We start from the raw sequence: 22003 nt of genomic DNA, 5'->3' as shown, positions 1-22003 counted from the left end.
AAAAATATATCAAATCTTGTTTAAGGTATTAACTAAAATTCTCTGTCAAAAAGAACATTATTTATCGATGGGACTTTATAAACAAGGTAGGATTTAGATATCCCTCTGTAAAAACTGAGTATCCTTTCCGTATGGGTAAAAATAAAGAATCCCTAATTTCAAAATGTAAATGTGCCAAATAGATCCCTCCTGCGTTTCCAATGGTTCCTATTTTTTCTCCTTGTTTAACAAAACGTTCTTCTTTTATCAAAATTTTATCACAATGTGCATAGAGAGATTCGACTATAGTTTTATCATCTACTTGATGCCAAATTCTTATTACGTTTCCCAAACCTCAGTCTATATCCCAAGCAAAATTCACATATCCATTTGCTATAGCATAAATCGGATCTCCTAGATCAGAGTTTCCTCCTTTAACAGAATTCCAATCATTACCCAAATGATTATTTTTTCCAACTATTTTTGCACTATAGTAGCGCTGTGCATTAGATTTATCTATCAGAAAACCAAAACCTTTAGTTTCCTAAATACCTACTGAAAAATAGTAGTAAAAACCTAAAACAATTCATTTAAAATCTAAATTTATGATAAACCTGTAAAATACCTAATTTACTTTGAATTAAAATCTTTTACCCTTGCGCTGGCGTTGATATAGGGTCTTCCTCCTTTATCCAATGTTGTAGGAGCACCATAACCTTCTATATCTGTAGCAAGAATAATCTCATCTATCCAAAATGCTGTTCTTCCTGCCTCTCCATCGGTCCAGGGAACACCATTCCAGTAATCTCCAATTCCCCAATCCATAATGGATGCTTCCTCAGGAAAAGTTGGGCCTTTCTTTTCTCCTAAAAACGTATCGTCAATCCAGGCTCGTACAAATCCATCTGATCCATTAGATACCTTAACCGCAATTTGCAAAGCAAACCATTGATCTTTGGGAAAAACCGCTTCTATATCAAGGAAATCATTGTCGGTGCCTGTTATCAATCTTATCTGATTCACTGCATGTGTAATATTTCTTCGATTCTCTGATGGTTGTAAGTAAACTCGACCTCCAGAAGTAGGTGACACAACCATCCATTTAAGCCAAGTGTTACCATCTGCAAATTGATTACAAGCCTCTGCATCTACTTCATCTCCTAATACTCCACCATATTTATAACCAAAACTAAATGTACTTGGAATGTAATGCATGACTCTATACCATAGCGTTTTTCCTTGTGGAATTTGAAGTTTAGTATCTAACGTAGTCCTACCCGCAAAAAAATGATCTCCAGAACAAATCGGTAAACTAGTACTAGGCCTAGTCGATATTTTTATACTCTTTCCTTCTGATACAAAATGAGTAGCATCGTACTCACTCTCAAACCAATTTAAAAAACCATCTCCCAAAACACCATCCTTCATGTTGTAACTAATTAATGGTGTATAAACCGCTTGAGGTTCGTTAGTAATATCCTCTTTATCATCATTACCACAACTATTTAAAATAAAAAAAACAGTAAGCAATAGAATACTATTTAGTTTGTATACCGACATTATGTACATATGTTTCGTTCTATGATAATAAATATACATAAAATAAAACAACTACATATGTATCAACAAAGTAGCGCTATCCTAGAACTATACAGGAAAGAAATGTAGGGATTGATTTATATTATAAGTGAATTTTACTCGCCCCTGTTGTTCCTAGTTTGTTATTTTGAGTGTAAGCAATAATAGAAAGTTCATCTTTTTCTGAAACCCATTCAGGAATTTGAATTGATACCGATCCTGAATCTTCTCTTTTAACAATACGATTGGCTACTATATTGCTGTTTTTTAAGATTCTACTTCGGTTTTCTCCTCTCGATACTTTTGTATCACGTTCTGACACCACTAATGTCAATGTTATTCTATCAAACCTTTTTCCTATTACTTTATAGTCGAATTGTATCTCTGATTTTTTCCTTTGTCCATTAGTTAGAGAAATAACAGCTAGTGATGGTTGTTTTTTGTAGGTCTGTATCGATTGTACAGCTCTATTTCTGTCTGAACCTGTAAAATGTATATTCCCATTCACTACCAATTGTGGAGTATATAAAGAGCGACTATTAAATTTATAAGCATACTCTCTTTGATAATCACTATATGCCGATAAACTAAAAGGATCTTTCCATCCTAATCGATTCCAATAATCTACATGATATGATAGTACAAAAATATTTTCTGATGTGTACTCCTTTTTTATGACATCCAATAATTTATCTGCCGATGGACAACTACTACATCCTTGTGATGTAAACAATTCTAAAACAACAGCCGATTCATTTTTTTTCTGTGCGAATGTAGATATCGAAACGATTAACAGTATTGGTAATAAAAGCTTGCGCATCATCTTTATAATTTTAGTACTTTTAGGCTTTATTTTAGACGATTATTATGACCAAACTTACAGGCTTTCTCTTCATTTTTTTGATGACGACATTTATTTATGGTCAGGATATTGCCATTTTACACTATAAAGGAGGAGGAGATTGGTATAGTAACCCAACTGCTTTACCCAACCTAATTGCCTTCTGTAATCAAAATATACAGACCAATATAAGTGCAAAACCTAAAACGGTACAACCAGAAAGTGTTGACTTGTTTCAGTACCCTTACATTCATATGACAGGACATGGCAATGTATTTTTTTCTGATACAGATGCAAGGAACTTAAGAGATTATATGTTAAGCGGTGGTTTTCTTCATATCGATGATAATTACGGAATGGAACCTTACTTAAAAAAAGAACTTATAAAAGTTTTTCCTGATAAAGAATTGGTAGAGTTACCTACTACTCATCCTATATTTTCGTCTCAATATAATTTTCCAAAAGGATTGCCTAAAATACATGAACATGATGGTAATAGACCTCTGGCATTAGGTATCATACACGAAAATCGATTGGTTTTACTATTTACCTTCGAGAGTGACCTGGGTGATGGTTGGGAAAACCCCGAAGTACACAACGATCCTCAGGATGTACGTATTAAAGCTCTAAAAATGGGAGCAAATATTATTAAATACGCTTTTGAAAATTAATGGCTGCACAATTACATCACGAAGCTAATCGGTTTATAAAAAAGAAGTTTCCTGTAACACTTGTTTGTGATCGGGTTAACTCACCTGCCAATATAGGAAGCTTATTTAGAATTGCTGATAGTTTTGGGGTAGAACAAATTTATTTTTGTGGAGAAAATATTACTGTAATTAGTAAACGTATGCAGCGTACCGCTAGGTCTACACATCACACCATACCCTATCAACAAAAAGATAACCTTATGGATACCCTTTCCTTTTTGAAAAACGAAGGGTATACTCTATTGGCATTAGAAATTACAGATACCAGTATTCCTGTCGAAAAGTATATGCCTGTCGACCAGGAAAAAATAGCATTAATTATTGGTGAAGAAAATTTTGGGGTTTCTACAAATGCACTTGCAATAGCCAAAGAAAGTTTACATATTAACATGTTTGGTACTAATAGTAGCATGAATGTTGCTACTGCCACTGGAATTGCGTTATATGAAATTACAAAACGATTGGATCAGCATACTAATTGATAAAGTCTACTTATTTACTTTTCTTGGTACACTAAAATAAGGGCTTTACTCCTCTATAACTTTGTAACTTTGTAACTTTAAAATTTTGAAACCAAAAAATATGAATTCTAAAACAATAGCATACGGTATTTTAAGAGCAATTGCAATTATTGCTGGCGTTCTTGGATTACTATGGTTTTTATATAAAATACAAAGCGTATTAATTTATATCGCTTTTGCTGCTGTAATTTCATTAATGGGAAGACCCCTGGTATCTTTTCTCAAAAAAAGACTGAAATTCAAAAATACACTGGCAGTCCTGGTAACGCTTATTATTACACTCACGCTGTTTTCTAGTATTTTTATGCTTTTTGTCCCTATTATTAGTGAACAAGGACAATTAATAGGTGAGATAGATATCAACAAAGTAGGAGATGATTTTGATCGATTAAATCAAGAAGTTAGTAATTATTTTAACGTAGAAAAACTAAACCTTGTTGAATTGGTTAAGCAAAGTGACCTGATGCAGTTCCTTGATTTAAAAATTATTCCAGATATCATCAATTCTTTTCTAAGCGGTTTTGGGGCCGTTCTGATTGGTGCCTTTTCTGTATTGTTTATCTCTTTCTTTTTATTAAAGGACAGCTTACTGCTTGAAAATAGTTTGCTTGTATTTGCAAAAAAAGAAGATGAAAATAAATTTATGAGAGCTTTCTCAAAAATAAAAGACTTGTTATCTCGCTATTTTGTGGGCTTATTATTGCAAGTTTTCATCTTATTTATCTTATACACCATTTTATTATTAATATTTGGAGTACATAATGCAATAGCTGTAGCTCTAATAGCCGCTATTTTTAATCTTATCCCTTATGTTGGTCCTCTAATCGGAGGGATTTTGGTAGTTACCCTTGCTACTACGAGTAATTTAGGATTTGATTTTCAAACCGTTATCCTACCAAAATTGTCATATATTCTAATTGGTTATCTTATTATTCAGCTAATTGATAATTTCTTAAATCAACCCTTAATTTTTGGAAATAGCGTTAAATCACATCCTTTAGAAATATTTTTGGCGATCCTAATTTTTGGGTCTTTATTTGGTATTGGTGGTCTAATCGTCGCAGTACCCTCTTATACTGCAATAAAAGTAATAGCACAAGAGTTTTTATCTGAATATAAGATTGTTAAGACACTTACCAAAGATTTATAAAACCACCATATACCAATAACTTAACGAACCCTTGTTTTCTAATTTTGTTGAATTATCACCATTGAATACTAAAGTTTTTCATACCGACATACAGGAATTTATTTTAGAAAAATCTAAACCACATATAGATTTAACCAATCTAATTTTAAGCGGTTCTCCATTTCATGATATTTCTATACAAGAACTGGCACAACAAATACAAGGAAAACGAAAAGCTAAAACAAAACTACCTACCTGGTATTCTTGTAATGAAATTTACTACCCCCCTAACCTTAATCTAGAGCAAACTTCTTCTGAAACTACCGCCTTGTATAAAAGCAACCTTGTTTCTGGAGATTATTTATTAGATCTGACCGGCGGTTTTGGAATTGATGATTATTACTTTGCTAAACGCATCAAAAAAGTGATTCATTGCGAACTTAATGAAACGCTTAGTAAGATTGCTACGCATAATTTTAAAGCCTTACAACAACACAATATTGCTACAATTTCTGGTGATAGTTTAAAATTTTTGAAGCAACGACCAGATTTAGATTGGATTTATGTAGATCCATCCCGAAGACATGAGAGTAAGGGAAAAGTCTTTTTTCTAGAAGACTGTCTTCCTGATGTTCCCAATAACTTAGATTTATTTTTTAGTAAAAGTAAAAATATCCTGCTTAAAACATCTCCTTTACTAGATCTTCGCATAGGACTAAAAGCACTTAAAAATGTAAAGGAAATACATGTAGTGGCTGTAAATAATGAAGTAAAAGAGTTAGTATGGATTCTTGAAAAAGATTTTGTAGGTGACACTACTATTGTAACAATTAACCTTCAAAAAAAAGAAGATCAGGAGTTTTCATTTATTCATGCCAAAGAAGTACTACAGGAAGTACACTACGCTACTCCGCAACAATATCTTTATGAACCTAATTCGGCTATTTTAAAAAGTGGTGGGTTTTTAAGTATTGCAAACGCATATCAATTAAAAAAGCTGCACATCAATTCTCATTTATATACTTCTGAAAACCTTATCGATTTTCCGGGAAGAAAATTTAAAATAGAAGCTACTTTTCCCTATCAAAAAAAGGCATTATCAAAAGTAGGTATTGCTAAAGCAAATATTACCACTCGTAATTTTCCCGAAAGTGTTGCTATTATAAGAAAGAAATTTAAGATTAAAGAAGGAGGAGATCAATATCTTTTTTTTACGACCGATTGCAATGCAAAAAAGATCATTATTCTGTGTAAAAAAGTCGTTTAAGGAAATTACGAAGTTTATTCGCTAAATGCATTCGAATATGCAATAAAGTTCTCTATATATTCTTTTAATCCTTCGTCTGTAATTTTTGTTACAGAACCCAACATTACTTTTTTATCTTCTTCTATGTTTTTATAGTACCCTGCTATTTTAGGAGCATTGGATTGTATACTCAATCTTATCATTCGAAGCTCTACATTTTCTGGCTCGAGAAAAATGGCTTCATCTATCATTTTTTTTGCCTTATTAAAGTTAGATAATTTCTTAATAGGGTTCCATGCAAAAGAAGCTTTTAGAGCCAGTGCTGCCCCATGATATCCTTTATAAACAGCGCCTTTATTATGCAACGCTTTTTCTGTCAATTCAAAAAACTGCGTTGCTTTTTCTTCAGATTGATTACAAGTTTTATAAGAATCTCTTATTTCTTCAATTTGAATACTATTTCCGTTCGAAAAGAATAAGGTAAAAACGATTAGTAAAATTTTCATCTTCTATAATGTTATTTAGCCAAAGATATTTTTAGTAAAACATTGTTCTTTTTACCATCATATACTTCCAAAACAATATCTTTATTAGCCAATCGTGCAGATTTAGTAAGTTCTACAACATCTAATCTGGAGTTTCTAACATCACTACCTGTAAGAATTGGTTCTTTTGATACTTCTCCTGTAGCATTATCAATTACATATGAAGTTAAATAAATAAATTCTTTTTTACCGTCAAAATATCTGGTTGGTGCTTCATCGAAAGATCTTTTTAAGTTGGTAAAATCATCCATAAAAAACAGGTAATGTTTTCCGTCATTTTTAAAATTAAGATATGACATACTTCGTTTGCTATTCACTCCCATCTGGTTTTTTGGAAGCTTGTGTATCCAGGCAATTTGATTTTGTTGGGTTAGTTTTAGCACAACGATATCCCGATAATAATATTTATATGTTGTTCGTGAACCAGAAGAGCTAGAAGTTGTAAATGATTCTACATAGCGTTGTTCACCAAATAGCACCACACTACCATCTACATTATATACGATATCATTTACCATAATATTTTCAAAATCCTTTTTATCATCTTCTTTTTGTGTTCCCTCTTTGATACGAGACTCTCTTTTAACAATAAAATCTTGTATTGTTATCGAAGGAATATCACAACTTAATACCGCATTCATGGTACCATCATCGTTTAAGGCTGCAGAAAAAACGCCAGAAACTTCTTCTTTATTACTAGAATTAGCATAAAAACCAGAAACATTAACATTACCCAAATCATCGGCTTCAATAACCGCATCTGTAATTGATTTTCCTGGAATCTCTATTTTACTTTTAATAACCTCTGTACCCGTTTCTGTAATTTTGAACACCTCTGTTCTATACGTTTCTTCTAGCTTATTTTTGTCTACCGATGCAGTATTAAAAATAGAAGCCGTCATATAAAAATTACCAAAGTTATCAATCATAAAGTCTTCATTTCTTATTTTATCAGATGGATACGGTAGGGTAACTTTTCTTCTCCATTGCAAGTTAAGTGCATCACTATATACAGCAATTCCTATCTTGTCTGCTTTGTTTGCAGCTGTTTGTATTCGAAATAATACTAATAAAGACTTTCCATCCATAGATTTTTTAAAGGCGAATTTGTTAATCCTACCTCCTGCATCAAACCCATAGGTACTTTTAAAACCAAAATCCCGGTTAATATTTTCTTTATCATTTATCAATTGAACCGGTTTCTCTACAATATTTCCTGTCAACGAAATTTTTTGAGCATAAGCTCTGTCTTTAATGGTATAAAATGCTACCGCTTTATTTCCTAGTTTCATGATCGTCTGGAAATCTCCTTTATCCTCTACTACCTGGCGTCTTTTTAGGTCTTCTTTTAGGTTGTCTAAAGAGTAACGTTGTATAGTCATCGATTTTCTTCCTTTTTTAATCGAAACAAAACGATTACCATCAGCTACATAATATGTATTTACACTTTTTATACGTTTGTACTTTTCTCCAACCTTAAAATCAAAATCTTTTAATAGTATGGGTTTTTGAGCAAATGTAAAACATGAAACAAACAGGGTAAGAATAAAAAGGTATTGAATACGCATCATTAAATAGGTTTTATTAATCTTTAAAATTTAGGCTTTCGATCACTTGTTACAAATATATAAAAGATGAACTTAAGGTTTTTATTGGTTTTTATATCATTTTTGGCAAAATTCGAGCCATTTTATTACAAAAGAAAAAACTGATTTTCAAGTCATTAATAAAAACGATAAAATAATTACAAAATTATGGTAAAAAAATGTTGCATTGTAGGTTGATAAAAGCTACATTTGCATCCGCATTTGAAACAATAATGCGACGTTCTTAAAATAATTTTTCAGGAGAGGTGCCAGAGTGGTAATGGAGCAGATTGCTAATCTGTCAACGCGTAAGTGTTGCCTGGGTTCGAATCCCAGTCTCTCCGCTAATTATTCTTTTTTAAGAGTTCGGGGTGTAGCGTAGCCCGGTTATCGCGCCGCGTTTGGGACGCGGAGGTCGCAGGTTCGAATCCTGCCACCCCGACAAGTATAAAACCTTCATTGTTAGTTGACAATGAAGGTTTTACTGGTTTAAGGGAGGCAGTCACGTCAGTTACGACGTCAGTAAATAATGGAATAATTGAAACTTTTAACCTTGTTTGCAAGGAGGAATTTCAAAACATGACTAAGTTTAAAAAAGCAACAATTGTAAGATCAAAAGCCAAAAACGGAGATTACATTAAATTCTACGTTTGGGATAAGCAAAAAAAATGATTTAGCGAGAAAAAGGCTTTATGTCCCAAAAGAATATACTATCAAAGCAGAAAAGGAAGCCTATTTACAAGATCAAAAAAAGCAACTAAACGAGCTACTCAAAAAAGGATATCATATTGACCCTAACAAGTCTAAAAAGATAGAAGAAGCAAAACAACTTGCCAAAGCCAAAGAAAAGGGAAAATTAGCCCCTGTAGAGATTCAAAAGGCTGTACATAAGATTATCACTCTAAGAGAAGCTAAAAAGTATAAAGGAAACGGCATTGATACCTTTAGAAAAGAAATGCAAAGCTTTATTAACTGGGGTGCAGCAATACAAGAACCACCAATTACATTGATACAGGACATTAATTTTCATGTATTACAACACTATCAAATGTATATCCTTACCGAGCTTAAAAACGAATCTAAAACACATAATAACAAGATAGGTGTTTTAAGTGCTTTTTATAGTGATTGTATCAAACAAGATTGGATAAGTAAAGAGAACAATCCTTTTGATAAGATTGACGAATTACCTACAAATTACGGTACAAAAAATAAACCTTATACCAACGAAGAAATTGCAGATATGAAAGAATGGATTTTGGAGAATGACCCCTATTTATGGGATATTATCTCTTTTATCTATTATTCATTTTTGCGACCAGGGGAACTAAGAGATTTAAAAGTAGGCGATATCGATTTAAAAGAAAATGTAATACGGGTATGGGTAGAATCTAGTAAAGGTAAAAGATGTGATATTGTTCCTATAGCTTCTGGGCTTAGAAAAATTATCGATAAAATGAATCTGGCTGAATATGATAAAGATTGTTATGTTTTTAGTGGAAGTAAAAAACCCTCTACCCTACAAATAGGTAAAAACTATATGACTAAACACTTTTTAAAAGTAAAACAACATTTTGGTTTTGATAAAGACCCAGATTATACATTATACGGCTTTAAACATACCGCTGCTGTAAATTGGTACAAAGCAGAAAAAGACATTCGAAAAATACAAAAAATGTGTAGACATACCACCGTAACCACTACAGAGCGATATCTAAAATCGTTAGGGTTATTAGAAGATGAAAATGCAGTATCTATGTTACCAGAGATATAAATTCTATAGACTGTACAAAAATAAACCCCGTCGAAATCGACGGGGTTTTATATTTAATAACATGTTTATTAATATACAAAATAAGAAGGTCCTTTTTCCCCCTTAGTGACATGATGAAACGCTAGAATCTTCGATCTTTTCATTAAAACATAACATTCAATTTCGTCATTCACACTTACTACAAACACATTCTTATCTACTTCTCCAAAATCCTTTGTATCAGATTTAGAACAATTATTAAATCTATTTACATTAAACTTTACACTTTTATTAATCAAATGCCCTCTATCAGCCTTTAATTGCAAAACGCATTTGTTAAACATATCGGCAATAGAATCTTTTGACTTACTATTACCATTACCTTTTTTATCCGCATACTCGGTAAATAATTCTTCTTGAGATTTATTATTTATAAATACATCTTCAAAAAAAGATTTAACAATTTCACTCTTTTTATCCTTTTTACTCTGAGAATACATAAGAGCTGAAAAAAGCAATAAAAATGATAAGCTAAGTTTTAGTTTATTCATAGTATTCATTTTTATCTTTTTTATTATAAAACGAGGACTATCTACACTAAATGTTATTTCACTTATGTTTTGTTCATATCGCATAAATGCTTGAATGTAAAAGTCATCTTTTTCCCAAATCATAAATAATGGTTTATCGTCAAAAGTTCCTTTTATTAAATCTCCTTCTCGTTTTGTCAAATTTTGGTGAAAAGGGTCATTACTTTCCTGAGAGTCTATTTTACTTACTACCTTTAAATCTGATAATACATATATATGAATTGGTTCTCCGTATTTCTCAACAAACAAATCATAAAATTGACGATTAATAACTTTCCCAAAATGGATTGTAATTTCCTCAACAGTATCATTCTTATCCGTTTCTACAGAAAGAGCGTGTGAGTACATACCGTAAAAATCCATATTAAAATTTTGACTAAAATATAAGGAAGTTTCAATTTGTTTATAACTACTCTTTCTGAAATCACTACTCACCGTTTCTTCGACAATAGAAAGATCTTTTCTTAACAGTTCTTCAAACTTTAAATTATCCACAAAACAAGTATTTAGATTAAGAGTTGATATAAAAAATATAGTTAAAAAACTTTTCATTGTCCCAAATTAAAAAAACTTTTTGTCAATCACAATCGAATGGATTACTTATCCCTAAAACACTAGTAATATATGGAGCAGGACTTGGTATTGGAAAAGGTTCAACATTAGTAATTGTTCCTCCAACAATTGCTAATTCAACCTTAATCGCATCTCTAAAAAAATCTGCTAACTGAAACTCTGTAATGTCCGGGTTTCTAAAAAAATATATATCGGCTGCTTTTATTGCCGCGGTAACCGCTTCCGCAGTAAGATTAGATGCTTGGCCATTAGTCATCCATGTAGGCATAGTAAAATATACAATATCTACAGGTACGCTGATTGAACCTGCATAGGGACTCCCATTAGACCTAATACCAGCTGTATAAAAATTGTTATTAAAGTCTTTTACAGCGCATGCTTTTTGCAATGCACCTGGAGGCTGCGCAAATTCAAAGCTTCTACAATCTGCCCCCAAAAAAAGAGAATAATCCTTTTGATAAGATTGACGGATTACCAACAAATTACGGCACAAAAAATAAACCTTATACCAACGAAGAAATTGCAGACATGAAAGAATGGATTTTAGAGAATGATCCCTATTTGTGGGATATCATCTCTTTTATCTATTATTCATTTTTGCGACCAGGGGAACTAAGAGATTTAAAAGTAGGCGATATCGATTTAAAAGAAAATGTAATACGGGTATGGGTAGAATCTAGTAAAGGTAAAAGATGTGATATTGTTCCTATAGCTTCTGGGCTTAGAAAAATTATCGATAAAATGAATCTGGCTGAATATGATAAAGATTGTTATGTTTTTAGTGGAAGTAAAAAACCCTCTACCCTACAAATAGGTAAAAACTATATGACTAAACACTTTTTAAAAGTAAAACAACATTTTGGTTTTGATAAAGACCCCGATTATACACTATACGGCTTTAAGCATACCGCTGCTGTAAATTGGTATAAAGCAGAAAAAGACATTAGAAAAATACAAAAAATGTGTAGGCATACAACAGTTACCACTACAGAACGATATCTAAAATCGTTGGGACTTCTTGAAGATGAAAATGCAGTGTCTATGTTGCCGGAGATATAATAATTGTAACTTTTACAGAAAACAAAACCCGTCGAAATCGACGGGTTTATCTATTTACATCTTTACTCTAAATATCAAGGCGTATAATTAAATATACTCCATCAATCAATCACCTCAATAAGTTTTATTTCAAAAATAACTACTTGATTTTTTAACTCAGTAAGTGTGTCTGGTGGAGAATCTTTATAGGCTAGATGTGATGGAGCAATTAGCGTAGCAGAACCACCTTCTTTAAGCAACAAATAACCTTCAACAAGTCCTAAAAGTAAATAGTCTAATTCTACATTCACCTCTTGTCCTTCTGGCAAATAATCAGAATAAACAATACCATTAGTACCTAAAACTCTTGAATTAAATTTAATTATCGAGTTCTTAGTTGGAGCCTTTCCTTCCCCTTTTTCATGTATTATATAATGTAATCCTGATTCTGTTTTAATTGCTTCAAGATTGTTATCCTTTAAATACTTGGATATTATATTCTGATCTATTTCCGATTGATTGATATCATCATCTGATTTACATGCATAGCTAATTACTAAAACACATAAGAGTAAAATTATTTTTTTTGTCATTATTTTATTTTTTATATGCTTCTACCATTCCATCGAATAATAAAAAACAAAGGCTTAATTTATTATTAACATATACCATATCATTTCTGAAAAATTATATACAATGTATTGACTATATTAATTTCTCCAGAATTCAAACCATTTCTTAGGTTTTTTAATACCAACAAATTCGAATTGCTCATATTTTTTTGGATTAGATAGGCTGTTGTAAAGCTCACCTTCTTCTCCCTGTACAATAGCTCCTAACGTATTTGCTATTTGAATCATTTTATCGATAGTCTCTTGATTAGGGTTAGTAACACTAATCATGTTATAGTCTATTGAGAACGTAAATACAGTATTTTGATTTTTAAATAATGCTGCGTTACCCAATGGCAGTTGCATATTAGTTCCCTCTATTGATTTTTTTTCTTCTGAAATATCAATAGCTTCCAATTCAGAATCGTTATTAATATACTTAATCCATTCCTGTAGTTGAATCGGTGAGTCAGTTTCTCTTATTATATTTAATTCGTAGCCCATTTATTTGAGTTTTTTAATGAGTTCTTCCATTTTAATATGATCTCTGAAAGCTTGCTGAATCTTACGGTTTTCTGGTAAATCTGCTCCAAAAGGATCGTTATATAACTCTATAAACAATACATCATTATCTAACTCTTTTATTTCATGAGCTAGTGAGAAGCTTTTAAGTTTTTCTTTGGTTACTTCTTTATAAAATTCTTTTCCAAACCACATACGCCATGTAGAAGTTAACCACATACTAGAAACCATATCTATTCTTCCTGGGTTATGGCTAATATCTATATTTTCAAGCAATCCAATATGATTCTTAATTAGTTTATGCCTTGGAGGTTCCATCTTTTTGACGCGATATGCAGTAGCATTATTAGCAGATTGCAGATATCTATCATAATATTGATGTGCATAACCAACAATGATTTTGTTTAAAACATATTTTTCAATAAGTGAATAAACTTTATCATATTTCGCTACATCAAATCTAAAAAACATACCTTGATGTGTGTGTTTATTTACAGGGACGACTATCGAAAATTCTTGATCAGTATTCTTGTCCCAAATGGTAAAACTGATATTTTCTTTTTGCCTTTTTATATCATCAATGAATTTTTTTCTGAAAGGTTTAACACCATGAGTTATCCCTCTACCATGAAAACTAGAGGGAGTAAACCACAAATTTCTCAGAAAAAAATCATGAAACTCCATACCAGTAAACATGTTTACTGGTATGGAACATCTATATTCAATAATATCTTTATTCATGTATATTATTTAAACTCTAAAATGTTAAAATTTATTTGCAAACTTTCTGCTAAATTTCTCATATCTTGAAGTAAACTTTGATCATATCCCTCAGGAACCCATACGTCTAAATCTACATCATTAATAATAACCCCTCCATTAGAAGTCGATCCTTTTACATACAAAGCTAAGTCTTCAATATTCTTTTTAATACTACCAAAACCACTTTGCGCATTTGTTGTTTTGACACTTACTACTTTGTTTCCTTTAATAAAATCGAAATAAGGCCAGAAATAATTTTTTTTACCGTTAGCAGTTGGTATATCTACAGTCCAAAGATAATCTTTATAATGAGTTTTTGCTAGTGCTTCTTCGATCATTCGTCCTCTAGAAAAAGGATGCAAATCCCACATCTGTCTTGCTGTAAACTCTACAATTTCATCTCCTTTTTTAAAAACTATTTTTACAATATTTCCACCTGTTTTAATAATCTTATCAAAAGGAACAAAAAGTAACCCAACATTTGCCGCAGCCATTCCATAGTTACCGTCGTATAACTCATATCCTACTTCAGAAATATCGCCTACCGGAGTCCATGAGAGTATTTCTCTTATTACTCCTTCACGTACTGTCGAAGTCTCTAGATAAAAATCCAATTGCGACACTTCTCTAAACGTTCCATCCGGATTTTGAATTTGAAATTCTACCTGAGCACCATATATATCAAATAACTGTTGTTCTGATATTTTTCCATTTAAAAAGTCTTTACGTATGTCTATATTAGTTTGTTTACACCCGCAAAAATTAATATCAGAATCAAAAACACCATCATTATAATAGGTTACCGTTCTAACAATTTCTTTTTCCTGAGTAGCATCAATTAAATGAGTGTCATTAGATTCAAGTTTAATTAATGTTTTAATAGTTTGATCTATAAGTGGAGAAGAATCATTTGATTCTAAATACTTGCTAATACTCTTGGTTTTTTCACCATTGTTCTTTAACCAGTTAATCTCATCTATTGTTAGACCTAATTTCTCTCTCAAATCCCGAACTCTCACCAGATGCCAGTACTTTTCGTAATCAAAACTAAAAAAGCTTTTAACCGCTTCTTTGGTTAACTCATCTGCTTGTAAAAACTGCGGAAAAAAGATTCTATCTCTTGATACCATAAAGCCTGTATCCCCAGTATAGAGAATTTCTATATCATACCGACCTAAATTATTAATATCAAAAACTCTAAATTTAAATTGAGAAAAAGCATTTTCTGCGGTAATATAACTTGAAAGATCATACCCATTATCTTTTACCATATCCAAATAGAAACCTCCTATAAAAGCTCTTTGCTGTTTAGTAGTCGTTTCGAATCGTAGTTGTCTTAAAATATTAGGTAACCCGTGGTATTTTCTTGTGCTTCCGCCATTATGATGATGAAAATTTACTAAACGGGTTTGGTAATTCTCGTTATGAAAATCCATAGTAAACAAAGAACCTTGATCTAACCTAAAGTTATATTTGCTGAATGGGAAATTCTTTGCGTCATTTGCAAAACTTTCTATAACATCCTTATACAAATCCATTGATTCTTGTGAGAAAGTATGATATTTTATATAATTATTAGATTCAAGCTTGATTTCAGCATTATCTGGTTTATTAATAAAATTATATACACCAGAACCCATTTGCATATACGTATAGTTCAAAATAGCTTGCTCACCAGTAAACCCTTGTATATTAGGTATAGCGCCATTAGCTCCAATACCTTCTGCTATTTTTTCTGCTTCCCCTGTATAATCAAGATTACCGATATAATATAAATTAGGCGGAAAATAATCCAATCTATAAGGGTCGTCACCGATTAACTTTTTCCCTTCGTTTTGCAACACTAAATATTTGGTCATTAGCCTAACTTTATTTTCATGGTCAAAACTATTGTAATGATTCATAAAATCATCTATTATTCTATTTTCTAAAGCAGAATTATTGTTATCCATTTTATGAAGTCCATCTCTAATTTTTACTAAACGTTGTGCTATTTGCTGATTAGGGACAACATAAGATTTTAATGTATTAATTCGGGAATCCAGCCCCCAAACGTTCAAATCTCTGATGTAATGATTACCTGTTTGTAAATCTCCAAAATTATAGGATACCCCATTTTGAATATTACTTAATGCTATTTGTAAGGTACTCACTTCTAAAGATTGTCCACGCCTTCCGTTTGTATTATTATTTATCTTTTTGACAATGTTATTTTGTGCTGTATTTAAGGTGCTTTGTGCCCCCCATTCGGCAGCAAATCGTTTAAAAAAAGCTCGTTGAGCATCTGTATAATTGCTAAATTGCTTGTTTAAACGATCTTCGATAGCCGCTTTTAACAAAGTTTCTTTATCCCTAAGCCAGTACTCCCTTTCTAGTTCTACTAATTGCTCCCATTTATTATTAAACCGAAATAAGTCATTTTGAAAATGACAATCACATTCAATTAATGTACCTGTAGATTTACTTACTGGGTCTGGAATTTTATCGAATTGTGCATAGTTATTTGTAGGTAAAAAGCATACAATACATATTACCAATAATTGATATATTGTTTTCATTTTTATGTTTTTGTATCGTTGGTTATAGTTTTATGATTCGTTTGATAAAGGATTGATCTTCTATTGTAATACGAACGACATAAGAGCCACTTGATAAAGAAGAACCATCTACATTAAAGATTTGTTTGCCTGATTGCAATAATTGATCATTAGCTACTTCTATCATTTTTTGACCTAACAAATCGTAAACTGCAATGTTAACCCTAGAGGGACTATCTAACTGGTAAGTAATGTTGAATTGATTTTTAACCGGATTTGGTGAGATGCTTGCAAAACTATTTTGAAGGTTCACATCTATACTATCATTGATAATATTTTTTTCGGTTGACTTATCAGTTTTGGCGAATAAAGCATTAGACGTAACTTCATTTAATAAAAAAACTATATTGGGTGTCCTTTCCCTAAAAGTATGTATTTCACCATAGGCTCTTGCCATAATAAAGGGGGTTGAACCTACAACGGGTACTTCAAAAAAACTTACTCTATCTATCTCGTAAGCTAATTGTTTTCGATTTGGATGGTCTGGGAATAAAGAAGGCAACGAAAACTCTATTTTTCCATTAGAAAAAGTATTTGTCCCGCTTTTCATAGACACTCTCTTTTCAATAACCTTACCTGTAATATCAAGCTCTAAATTTGCAGTTGATGAAAAATACTGTTCTAATGATAATTTTATAGGAATCTTTCGCATGATTTTTGTTCCAGACCAGTCATATTCTATCAAATTACCTTCAAAGCTTCTTTTCTCTTTATTGTAAAATTTTGAACTACTTCTCGTAGAACTCTCTAAAGCTTCGTTCTCTATATCTGATAAGGTTGGATTAGAAAAAGGAGTTGCTAATAAATGTTTTCTTAGGTTATCACTATTTACAATAGCATTATCAGAAAGCATTTGTAAACCTTTTGTTTTATCCTGTGGCACTCCAAAACCAAAATAATGACAAATAGCCAACCAATGTTTTGACATGGCATATTTACTTTGCTTGAAAAAACCAATAGCGTCACTATAACTTTGTTTATTTGGAGATGGAAAACCCTTCATGGCATAATACCCTTTGGCATATTTGGAAATAGAATCTTTTGCATAGGACTTATTAAACCAAAAGTCAGCTTGTGAAATATCTATGATATATCGCCCAATACTTGTAGGTGATTCTCCCTTTTTCCAAAGTATCCCTATGGTACGACATGCAGGGGCATAATCAAGCCAACTTAGCTTTTCTAAACTACTAAACCCTGTTCTTAAAGGGTATTTTTCACTATCAATTTGTGTATGTAACAGAGCAATGTAATATTGGGTATCTAGGTCTGTTGTTGTTTCGCATGGGCTTATACTTTCTAATATTTCTATTTTATGATCAATGGTTAATTGATCGAGAATAGGAAAATACATCTTTGCTATTCTTAATCGTCTTTCGCAGTTTGTAACTTCGTTCTGTTGATCCTGTGACCAACTAAAGTGTGTTAAAAATAGGGCAATACTTATCACCCCCAAGAAATTTGGTGTTTTCATTTTTTGTGTTTTAAGAATTAATATTTATCTGTTAGCTAACTGGTTACAATAGTAGAGCATCGTAGTTTCAATTTTTGATACTCACTTTAACATTTCTTATGTATTTTGTTAATCTTTGACTAAAAAATCTTAAAAAAAAATAACTATCACTCTAAAATCGTATTTATCTATTTATTAGTGTTATACAAATTTGAATTGTACTTGTTTATGAAATTTTATTTCAATGACGAAAAGCCTAATTCTTTACTTTTATGATATAGCGCAAGTATCTTTCCATAAAGCACTATTGCACTGGGGTCGTCATAACGAAGTTTTAACATAAAATTGTTTGCATCGATGTCTAGCTCATGCAAAATATTATACAGTATGTTTAAAGGAACAGCATTACTATAATCTATTGGCATTTTATATACTGGTTTAAAGGTTTTAAAAGAATACAGGAGCAATCGAACTAGTTGGGGTAATTTAACACAAACTCAATTTTACTATGACAAATGATTACTCCCGTATTCTTATGGATTAACCTGTACTATCAAATAGGTAGGTACTAAACTATGGGACGAAATGAAACAGTTAAGATGCTCTATTTACCTCTAGATATTCAAGTAGTATATGATCAATAAAATCATTGTTTTTTTAGAACTGTAATAATATCCTCTCCTTGAAAATAAAGTACATGACGTGCAGTATAGATACGGTCAATAGTATCTTGTACAGATTTGCCCTCGTGGTATAATTGATGAATCCAAGATAATTGACATCCCAGTTTCAAATCCTGCCACCCCGACAAAACCTTCATTATCTATGGATAGTGAAGGTTTTTTATTTTATAACATGATTCTTTGTACCGCAAAAAACTCTTCTTGCATAATTAGATTATCGTAAACCACACATAGAATAACAATCCTAATAGCGTAAAAGAAAACATAAAATAAATAGATAATTTTTCTTTCTTTTTTATTTTATGTCTACCAAAAAATATTCTTAAGACAAAAGCAAATAGTATTAAACACAGTAGACCCCAACACATTTTGCTATAGGCATCCTGATCCCAAATCGTAAAAAGTAAAACAGCGATAACAGCAGTATTTGCTAACCAGACAAAAAAAACATCACTAGAGTGCAATCTCCTTTGTATATGATGTATATAAAAGGTGGTTATAAAAACGAGCACCGTTAAAAATAATATCAATCCCATAAGCACACTATACTTTGTATTATACACAAAACTTATAGAAAATAATTAACCCAAAGCATCACTAACTAACTACCAATTACCTGATCGATTTGTGAACAGGCTATAATAAAATACGATTTTTTTTGCAGTTTTCAAAAAAAACATACTCACAAACACCTGTTTTACAAATATTTAAACTAAAACAAAGCTATAAAAACAGTCTATCTATAAGGAGTAAACTTATTGATATTTTATCAAGAGTGATACGATTTACGGATGAGAATTTCGTAAAAATCATCGTAACGATTTTTCGCTAGATTGATGAGTTAAATTAAATAATAGCAGTTTACCCGGAGTTTATCGAAGGGCTCAAGATTATAAAGTATTCAGAACAAAAACCCTAGTCAACCTGAGCCTGTCGAAGGGCAAAATTCTTAACAGAATTTCACTACTATTGACGTGTTTTGTAAATAGTTATATTTTAAGTCGAATAACTCCTTCTCTTGAGGACGATACAACGTTAGTTTTAGGCGAGTTTAAGTTATGGACAAAGGGATGGGTGTTTCTTTAAAAACATCCTCCTCAATCCTCCTTCAAAGGAGGAAGTAAAGACTACAAATACAACTAAAATATGTCAGTTGAACCACTGGATAAAATTTTATTGAATGTCTCAATCTGACGGATTGCAAATGATTAAGTTTAGATTATATCTCTATTTCAAGTAAATAAGCTTCGAGGTATTAAACCTCAGATCCCTCTGAAAAAGCGGGATTAGTTCAACTATCTATTTTGAACACATCGCTACGCAACTTTTCAAAACAGAGTTTCGCTAAAAAAAACCTCCTATATCGGTATCGATATAGGAGGTATGATTTATTATGATTGTTTTTATAACCTATCGCTTGTTATCTTCGTATCAAGCTCATACTGTATTCTTCTTTACTATTAGTAACATATACCTAATATAGAGTAGCCTCTAGATGAGTGGTATTAATAGGGTCATCTACCATAGAGGTAATATGTTGTAGGTAAAGTATAGGTTTCCTCTATTTTTTCTTTTAATTTTAGGCTCTCCTGTATCGCTTTTAAACTTTGTACATATTCTGTATCCTTTCGATAATAATGGCTTAAATAATTCAAAATCAATACTTTTTTCAACAAAAAACATCTATTGTTGCTGTCCTTAGACAAAATACTATCGTTGATAATATGCAAAGCTTTTTCTAAAGTAGTTATAGAAGCCCCTGTTTTGATTCGTAAGCTATCAACCCCATTTTTATACAGTTTTTCGACTACTATACTGTCATTTTGGGCGTTTATAACTGGGGTAAAGAAAAATATCACAAAACAACACAACCATAATTTGTATGGATAAGCTATATATTTCAAAGAAATAGAGTAATTTAATATCAATAGTAGGGTAATTTTGTATTAGTTTCAAACGATAAACAAAGTAACAACGATCGGTTAAAAAAACATCTCGTTTTCATAGTCTTTTTAAAACTGTAGAATGATAAGGTAAATTTGTTTTTTCTTTAATTAGAGCATCTTAACCAATTCGAATTTTATCTTTTTTGACCAAAGTGTTATTTATACCTACTTTTATGCTAAGCATTCACCAAATTGGCTATAACTACAAAACATACATGGAATCTATTTTAATAGGAATATATCTATGTCTTATGCTACAGATAGCGGTTGTTGGTATCGTTAATATTTTTCAACAAGAGAAGCGTAACAAAGTATTGGGTGTTTTTTGCTTATTACTCATCTTTTCTTTGATGAAAAGAGCCTTTTGGGAAACCATAGAAGGTTCTGGCTTGTATTGTATCTTAGGAGGGCCTCATGAAATATTGTATGCTCCGCTTTTATATACGTATTTATCGGTATCAAAAAATAAATTGGACAAAAAATATGGCTATCATTTAATCATTGCCTTTTTGATTTATCTAATTTTACACCTTGTGGCTATTTTATTTTTTAGGGGATCTCATCATAGTATTGCTCCATTTTTTCTCTTATCCATTATTACATTTAGCATCGTATATTTTTTTAAAGGATTGCAACTGTACAAACATCAATTAAAAGAACGTTTGAAACCATATCCCAGAAGAAGGTTTCAGTTTTTTTATATTTCAGCAAATGTGTATATACTACTTAAAGCATTTGTAATCTCTTTTGCCTTTCTTAATGCAATAATAGAACACCCTATTCTAGAAAATTTATATACCAATTTTTCTCTTCCCGTGTTTTATTATATTGTTGTCCCATTATTTATTTTATTATGCTTCTCCTATATATTTTATGGACTAACTGAAGTAACTGGGTTAAAGAAAAGTATCCTAACTGTCGATATACACAAAAAAGAAAGAAAGCCGGCTTCTAACTATCAAAAAATATGGGAACTTTTGGATGATCATAAAGTATATGCCGATCCAGATATTAGTTTAAACACTTTTATCAATACATATGATATAAATAGTACGCTTTTTCGGCAGTTTTTAGAAGATCATGCTTATGAAAATTTTCAACATCTATTGAATGGTTATCGAATTAAAGATTTTAAAAAGCGAATATGTCATACTTCTATAGAAAAGTATGATCTATTTAGTATTGCTAAAGAATCTGGTTTTAAATCAAAAGCCACATTCTACAGAGTTTTTAAAAAGCAAGAAGACATGACACCGGGTGAGTATATCGATAGCATATCATCATCCTAAAATAAGTCTCATTCATAAGATTTGAGACCTTCTCGATCTATAATTTTTTCT

At 31.4% G+C, this 22003-nt stretch carries 21 protein-coding genes and 2 tRNA genes; 9 read left to right on the top strand and 14 right to left on the bottom strand.

The genetic code is table 11. The features are described from left to right. Window positions 1-61: 61 nt before the first annotated feature. The 3 genes from ABW636_RS02885 to ABW636_RS02875 all read right to left on the bottom strand — a co-directional run bounded on the left by ABW636_RS02885 (window position 62) and on the right by ABW636_RS02875 (window position 2380). Window positions 62-331, bottom strand: coding sequence for a M23 family metallopeptidase (locus tag ABW636_RS02885; protein ID WP_367588447.1), 270 nt, complete (start codon window positions 329-331; stop codon window positions 62-64). Window positions 332-609: 278 nt separating this feature from the next. After that, window positions 610-1539, bottom strand: a complete 930-nt coding sequence (locus tag ABW636_RS02880; RefSeq protein ID WP_367588446.1) for a heparin lyase I family protein — start codon at window positions 1537-1539, stop codon at window positions 610-612. A gap of 121 nt (window positions 1540-1660) precedes the next feature. Further along, window positions 1661-2380, bottom strand: coding sequence for a DUF1223 domain-containing protein (locus ABW636_RS02875; protein WP_367588445.1), 720 nt, complete (start codon window positions 2378-2380; stop codon window positions 1661-1663). A 44-nt stretch (window positions 2381-2424) separates the two neighbouring features. Between ABW636_RS02875 and ABW636_RS02870 the strand changes: the two genes are divergently transcribed. The 4 genes from ABW636_RS02870 (at window position 2425) to ABW636_RS02855 (ending at window position 6025) form a co-directional block, all read left to right on the top strand. Next, window positions 2425-3069, top strand: coding sequence for a DUF4159 domain-containing protein (locus ABW636_RS02870; RefSeq protein WP_367588444.1), 645 nt, complete (start codon window positions 2425-2427; stop codon window positions 3067-3069). Further along, the gene (locus tag ABW636_RS02865; protein WP_367588443.1) at window positions 3069-3590 is read left to right on the top strand and encodes a TrmH family RNA methyltransferase; all 522 of its coding nucleotides are present in this window, start codon (window positions 3069-3071) and stop codon (window positions 3588-3590) included. Before ABW636_RS02870 ends, ABW636_RS02865 begins: the two co-directional genes overlap by 1 nt. A 100-nt stretch (window positions 3591-3690) precedes the next feature. Then, the gene (locus ABW636_RS02860) at window positions 3691-4779 is read left to right on the top strand and encodes an AI-2E family transporter (RefSeq protein WP_367588442.1); all 1089 of its coding nucleotides are present in this window, start codon (window positions 3691-3693) and stop codon (window positions 4777-4779) included. 61 nt (window positions 4780-4840) lie between these two features. Further along, complete coding sequence (locus tag ABW636_RS02855; RefSeq protein ID WP_367588441.1) at window positions 4841-6025, top strand: THUMP-like domain-containing protein; 1185 nt, start codon at window positions 4841-4843, stop codon at window positions 6023-6025. A gap of 14 nt (window positions 6026-6039) precedes the next feature. On the opposite strand, the gene ABW636_RS02850 is transcribed toward ABW636_RS02855, so the two are convergent. Next, window positions 6040-6510 (bottom strand): hypothetical protein, encoded by a 471-nt coding sequence (locus ABW636_RS02850; RefSeq protein WP_367588440.1) that lies wholly within the window; start codon window positions 6508-6510, stop codon window positions 6040-6042. 11 nt (window positions 6511-6521) lie between these two features. Further along, entirely contained in the window at window positions 6522-8120 is a 1599-nt protein-coding gene (locus tag ABW636_RS02845; protein WP_367588439.1) for a hypothetical protein, read from the bottom strand. Window positions 8121-8395: 275 nt separating this feature from the next. Between ABW636_RS02845 and ABW636_RS02840 the strand changes: the two genes are divergently transcribed. The 3 genes from ABW636_RS02840 to ABW636_RS02830 all read left to right on the top strand — a co-directional run bounded on the left by ABW636_RS02840 (window position 8396) and on the right by ABW636_RS02830 (window position 9909). Further along, window positions 8396-8479 (top strand) — tRNA-Ser (locus ABW636_RS02840). A gap of 23 nt (window positions 8480-8502) precedes the next feature. Further along, window positions 8503-8577, top strand: a tRNA-Pro gene (locus ABW636_RS02835). A 513-nt stretch (window positions 8578-9090) separates the two neighbouring features. After that, window positions 9091-9909, top strand: a complete 819-nt coding sequence (locus ABW636_RS02830; RefSeq protein ID WP_367588438.1) for a tyrosine-type recombinase/integrase — start codon at window positions 9091-9093, stop codon at window positions 9907-9909. A 68-nt stretch (window positions 9910-9977) separates the two neighbouring features. On the opposite strand, the gene ABW636_RS02825 is transcribed toward ABW636_RS02830, so the two are convergent. Next, window positions 9978-10973, bottom strand: coding sequence for a hypothetical protein (locus ABW636_RS02825; protein ID WP_367588437.1), 996 nt, complete (start codon window positions 10971-10973; stop codon window positions 9978-9980). Between the two features lie 82 nt (window positions 10974-11055). After that, window positions 11056-11439 (bottom strand): hypothetical protein, encoded by a 384-nt coding sequence (locus tag ABW636_RS02820; protein WP_367588436.1) that lies wholly within the window; start codon window positions 11437-11439, stop codon window positions 11056-11058. Between ABW636_RS02820 and ABW636_RS02815 the strand changes: the two genes are divergently transcribed. Next, window positions 11427-12110, top strand: a complete 684-nt coding sequence (locus ABW636_RS02815; RefSeq protein ID WP_367588435.1) for a tyrosine-type recombinase/integrase — start codon at window positions 11427-11429, stop codon at window positions 12108-12110. The genes ABW636_RS02820 and ABW636_RS02815 overlap by 13 nt on opposite strands. Window positions 12111-12211: 101 nt before the next feature. Here the strand turns inward: ABW636_RS02815 and ABW636_RS02810 are convergent, their stop codons facing one another. The 7 genes from ABW636_RS02810 to ABW636_RS02780 all read right to left on the bottom strand — a co-directional run bounded on the left by ABW636_RS02810 (window position 12212) and on the right by ABW636_RS02780 (window position 18854). Beyond that, window positions 12212-12682: an FKBP-type peptidyl-prolyl cis-trans isomerase gene (locus ABW636_RS02810; RefSeq protein ID WP_367588434.1), complete on the bottom strand. Its 471-nt coding sequence runs from the start codon at window positions 12680-12682 to the stop codon at window positions 12212-12214. A 117-nt stretch (window positions 12683-12799) separates the two neighbouring features. After that, the gene (locus ABW636_RS02805) at window positions 12800-13204 is read right to left on the bottom strand and encodes a hypothetical protein (RefSeq protein WP_367588433.1); all 405 of its coding nucleotides are present in this window, start codon (window positions 13202-13204) and stop codon (window positions 12800-12802) included. Beyond that, window positions 13205-13963 carry a hypothetical protein gene (locus ABW636_RS02800; protein WP_367588432.1) on the bottom strand — a complete coding sequence of 253 codons (759 nt, stop codon included), beginning with the start codon at window positions 13961-13963 and terminating at the stop codon, window positions 13205-13207. It lies immediately after the preceding gene. Between the two features lie 5 nt (window positions 13964-13968). After that, window positions 13969-16542: a hypothetical protein gene (locus ABW636_RS02795; RefSeq protein ID WP_367588431.1), complete on the bottom strand. Its 2574-nt coding sequence runs from the start codon at window positions 16540-16542 to the stop codon at window positions 13969-13971. Window positions 16543-16564: 22 nt separating this feature from the next. Continuing rightward, complete coding sequence (locus tag ABW636_RS02790) at window positions 16565-18055, bottom strand: T9SS type A sorting domain-containing protein (RefSeq protein ID WP_367588430.1); 1491 nt, start codon at window positions 18053-18055, stop codon at window positions 16565-16567. Between the two features lie 215 nt (window positions 18056-18270). Further along, a complete protein-coding gene (locus tag ABW636_RS02785; protein ID WP_367588429.1) occupies window positions 18271-18459 on the bottom strand; it encodes a hypothetical protein in 189 nt (62 codons plus the stop codon). Between the two features lie 221 nt (window positions 18460-18680). Further along, window positions 18681-18854, bottom strand: coding sequence for a hypothetical protein (locus ABW636_RS02780; protein ID WP_367588428.1), 174 nt, complete (start codon window positions 18852-18854; stop codon window positions 18681-18683). 2060 nt (window positions 18855-20914) lie between these two features. On the opposite strand from ABW636_RS02780, the gene ABW636_RS02775 reads away from it, so the two are divergent. After that, a complete protein-coding gene (locus ABW636_RS02775; RefSeq protein WP_367588427.1) occupies window positions 20915-21952 on the top strand; it encodes a helix-turn-helix domain-containing protein in 1038 nt (345 codons plus the stop codon). The last annotated feature ends 51 nt before the right edge of the window (window positions 21953-22003 follow it).

It is taken from the genome of Aquimarina discodermiae (assembly GCF_040786235.1).
Lineage (GTDB): Bacteria > Bacteroidota > Bacteroidia > Flavobacteriales > Flavobacteriaceae > Aquimarina.
Note: the sequence above shows the minus strand (reverse complement) of the source record. Positions and strands in the feature narration are given on the sequence as shown.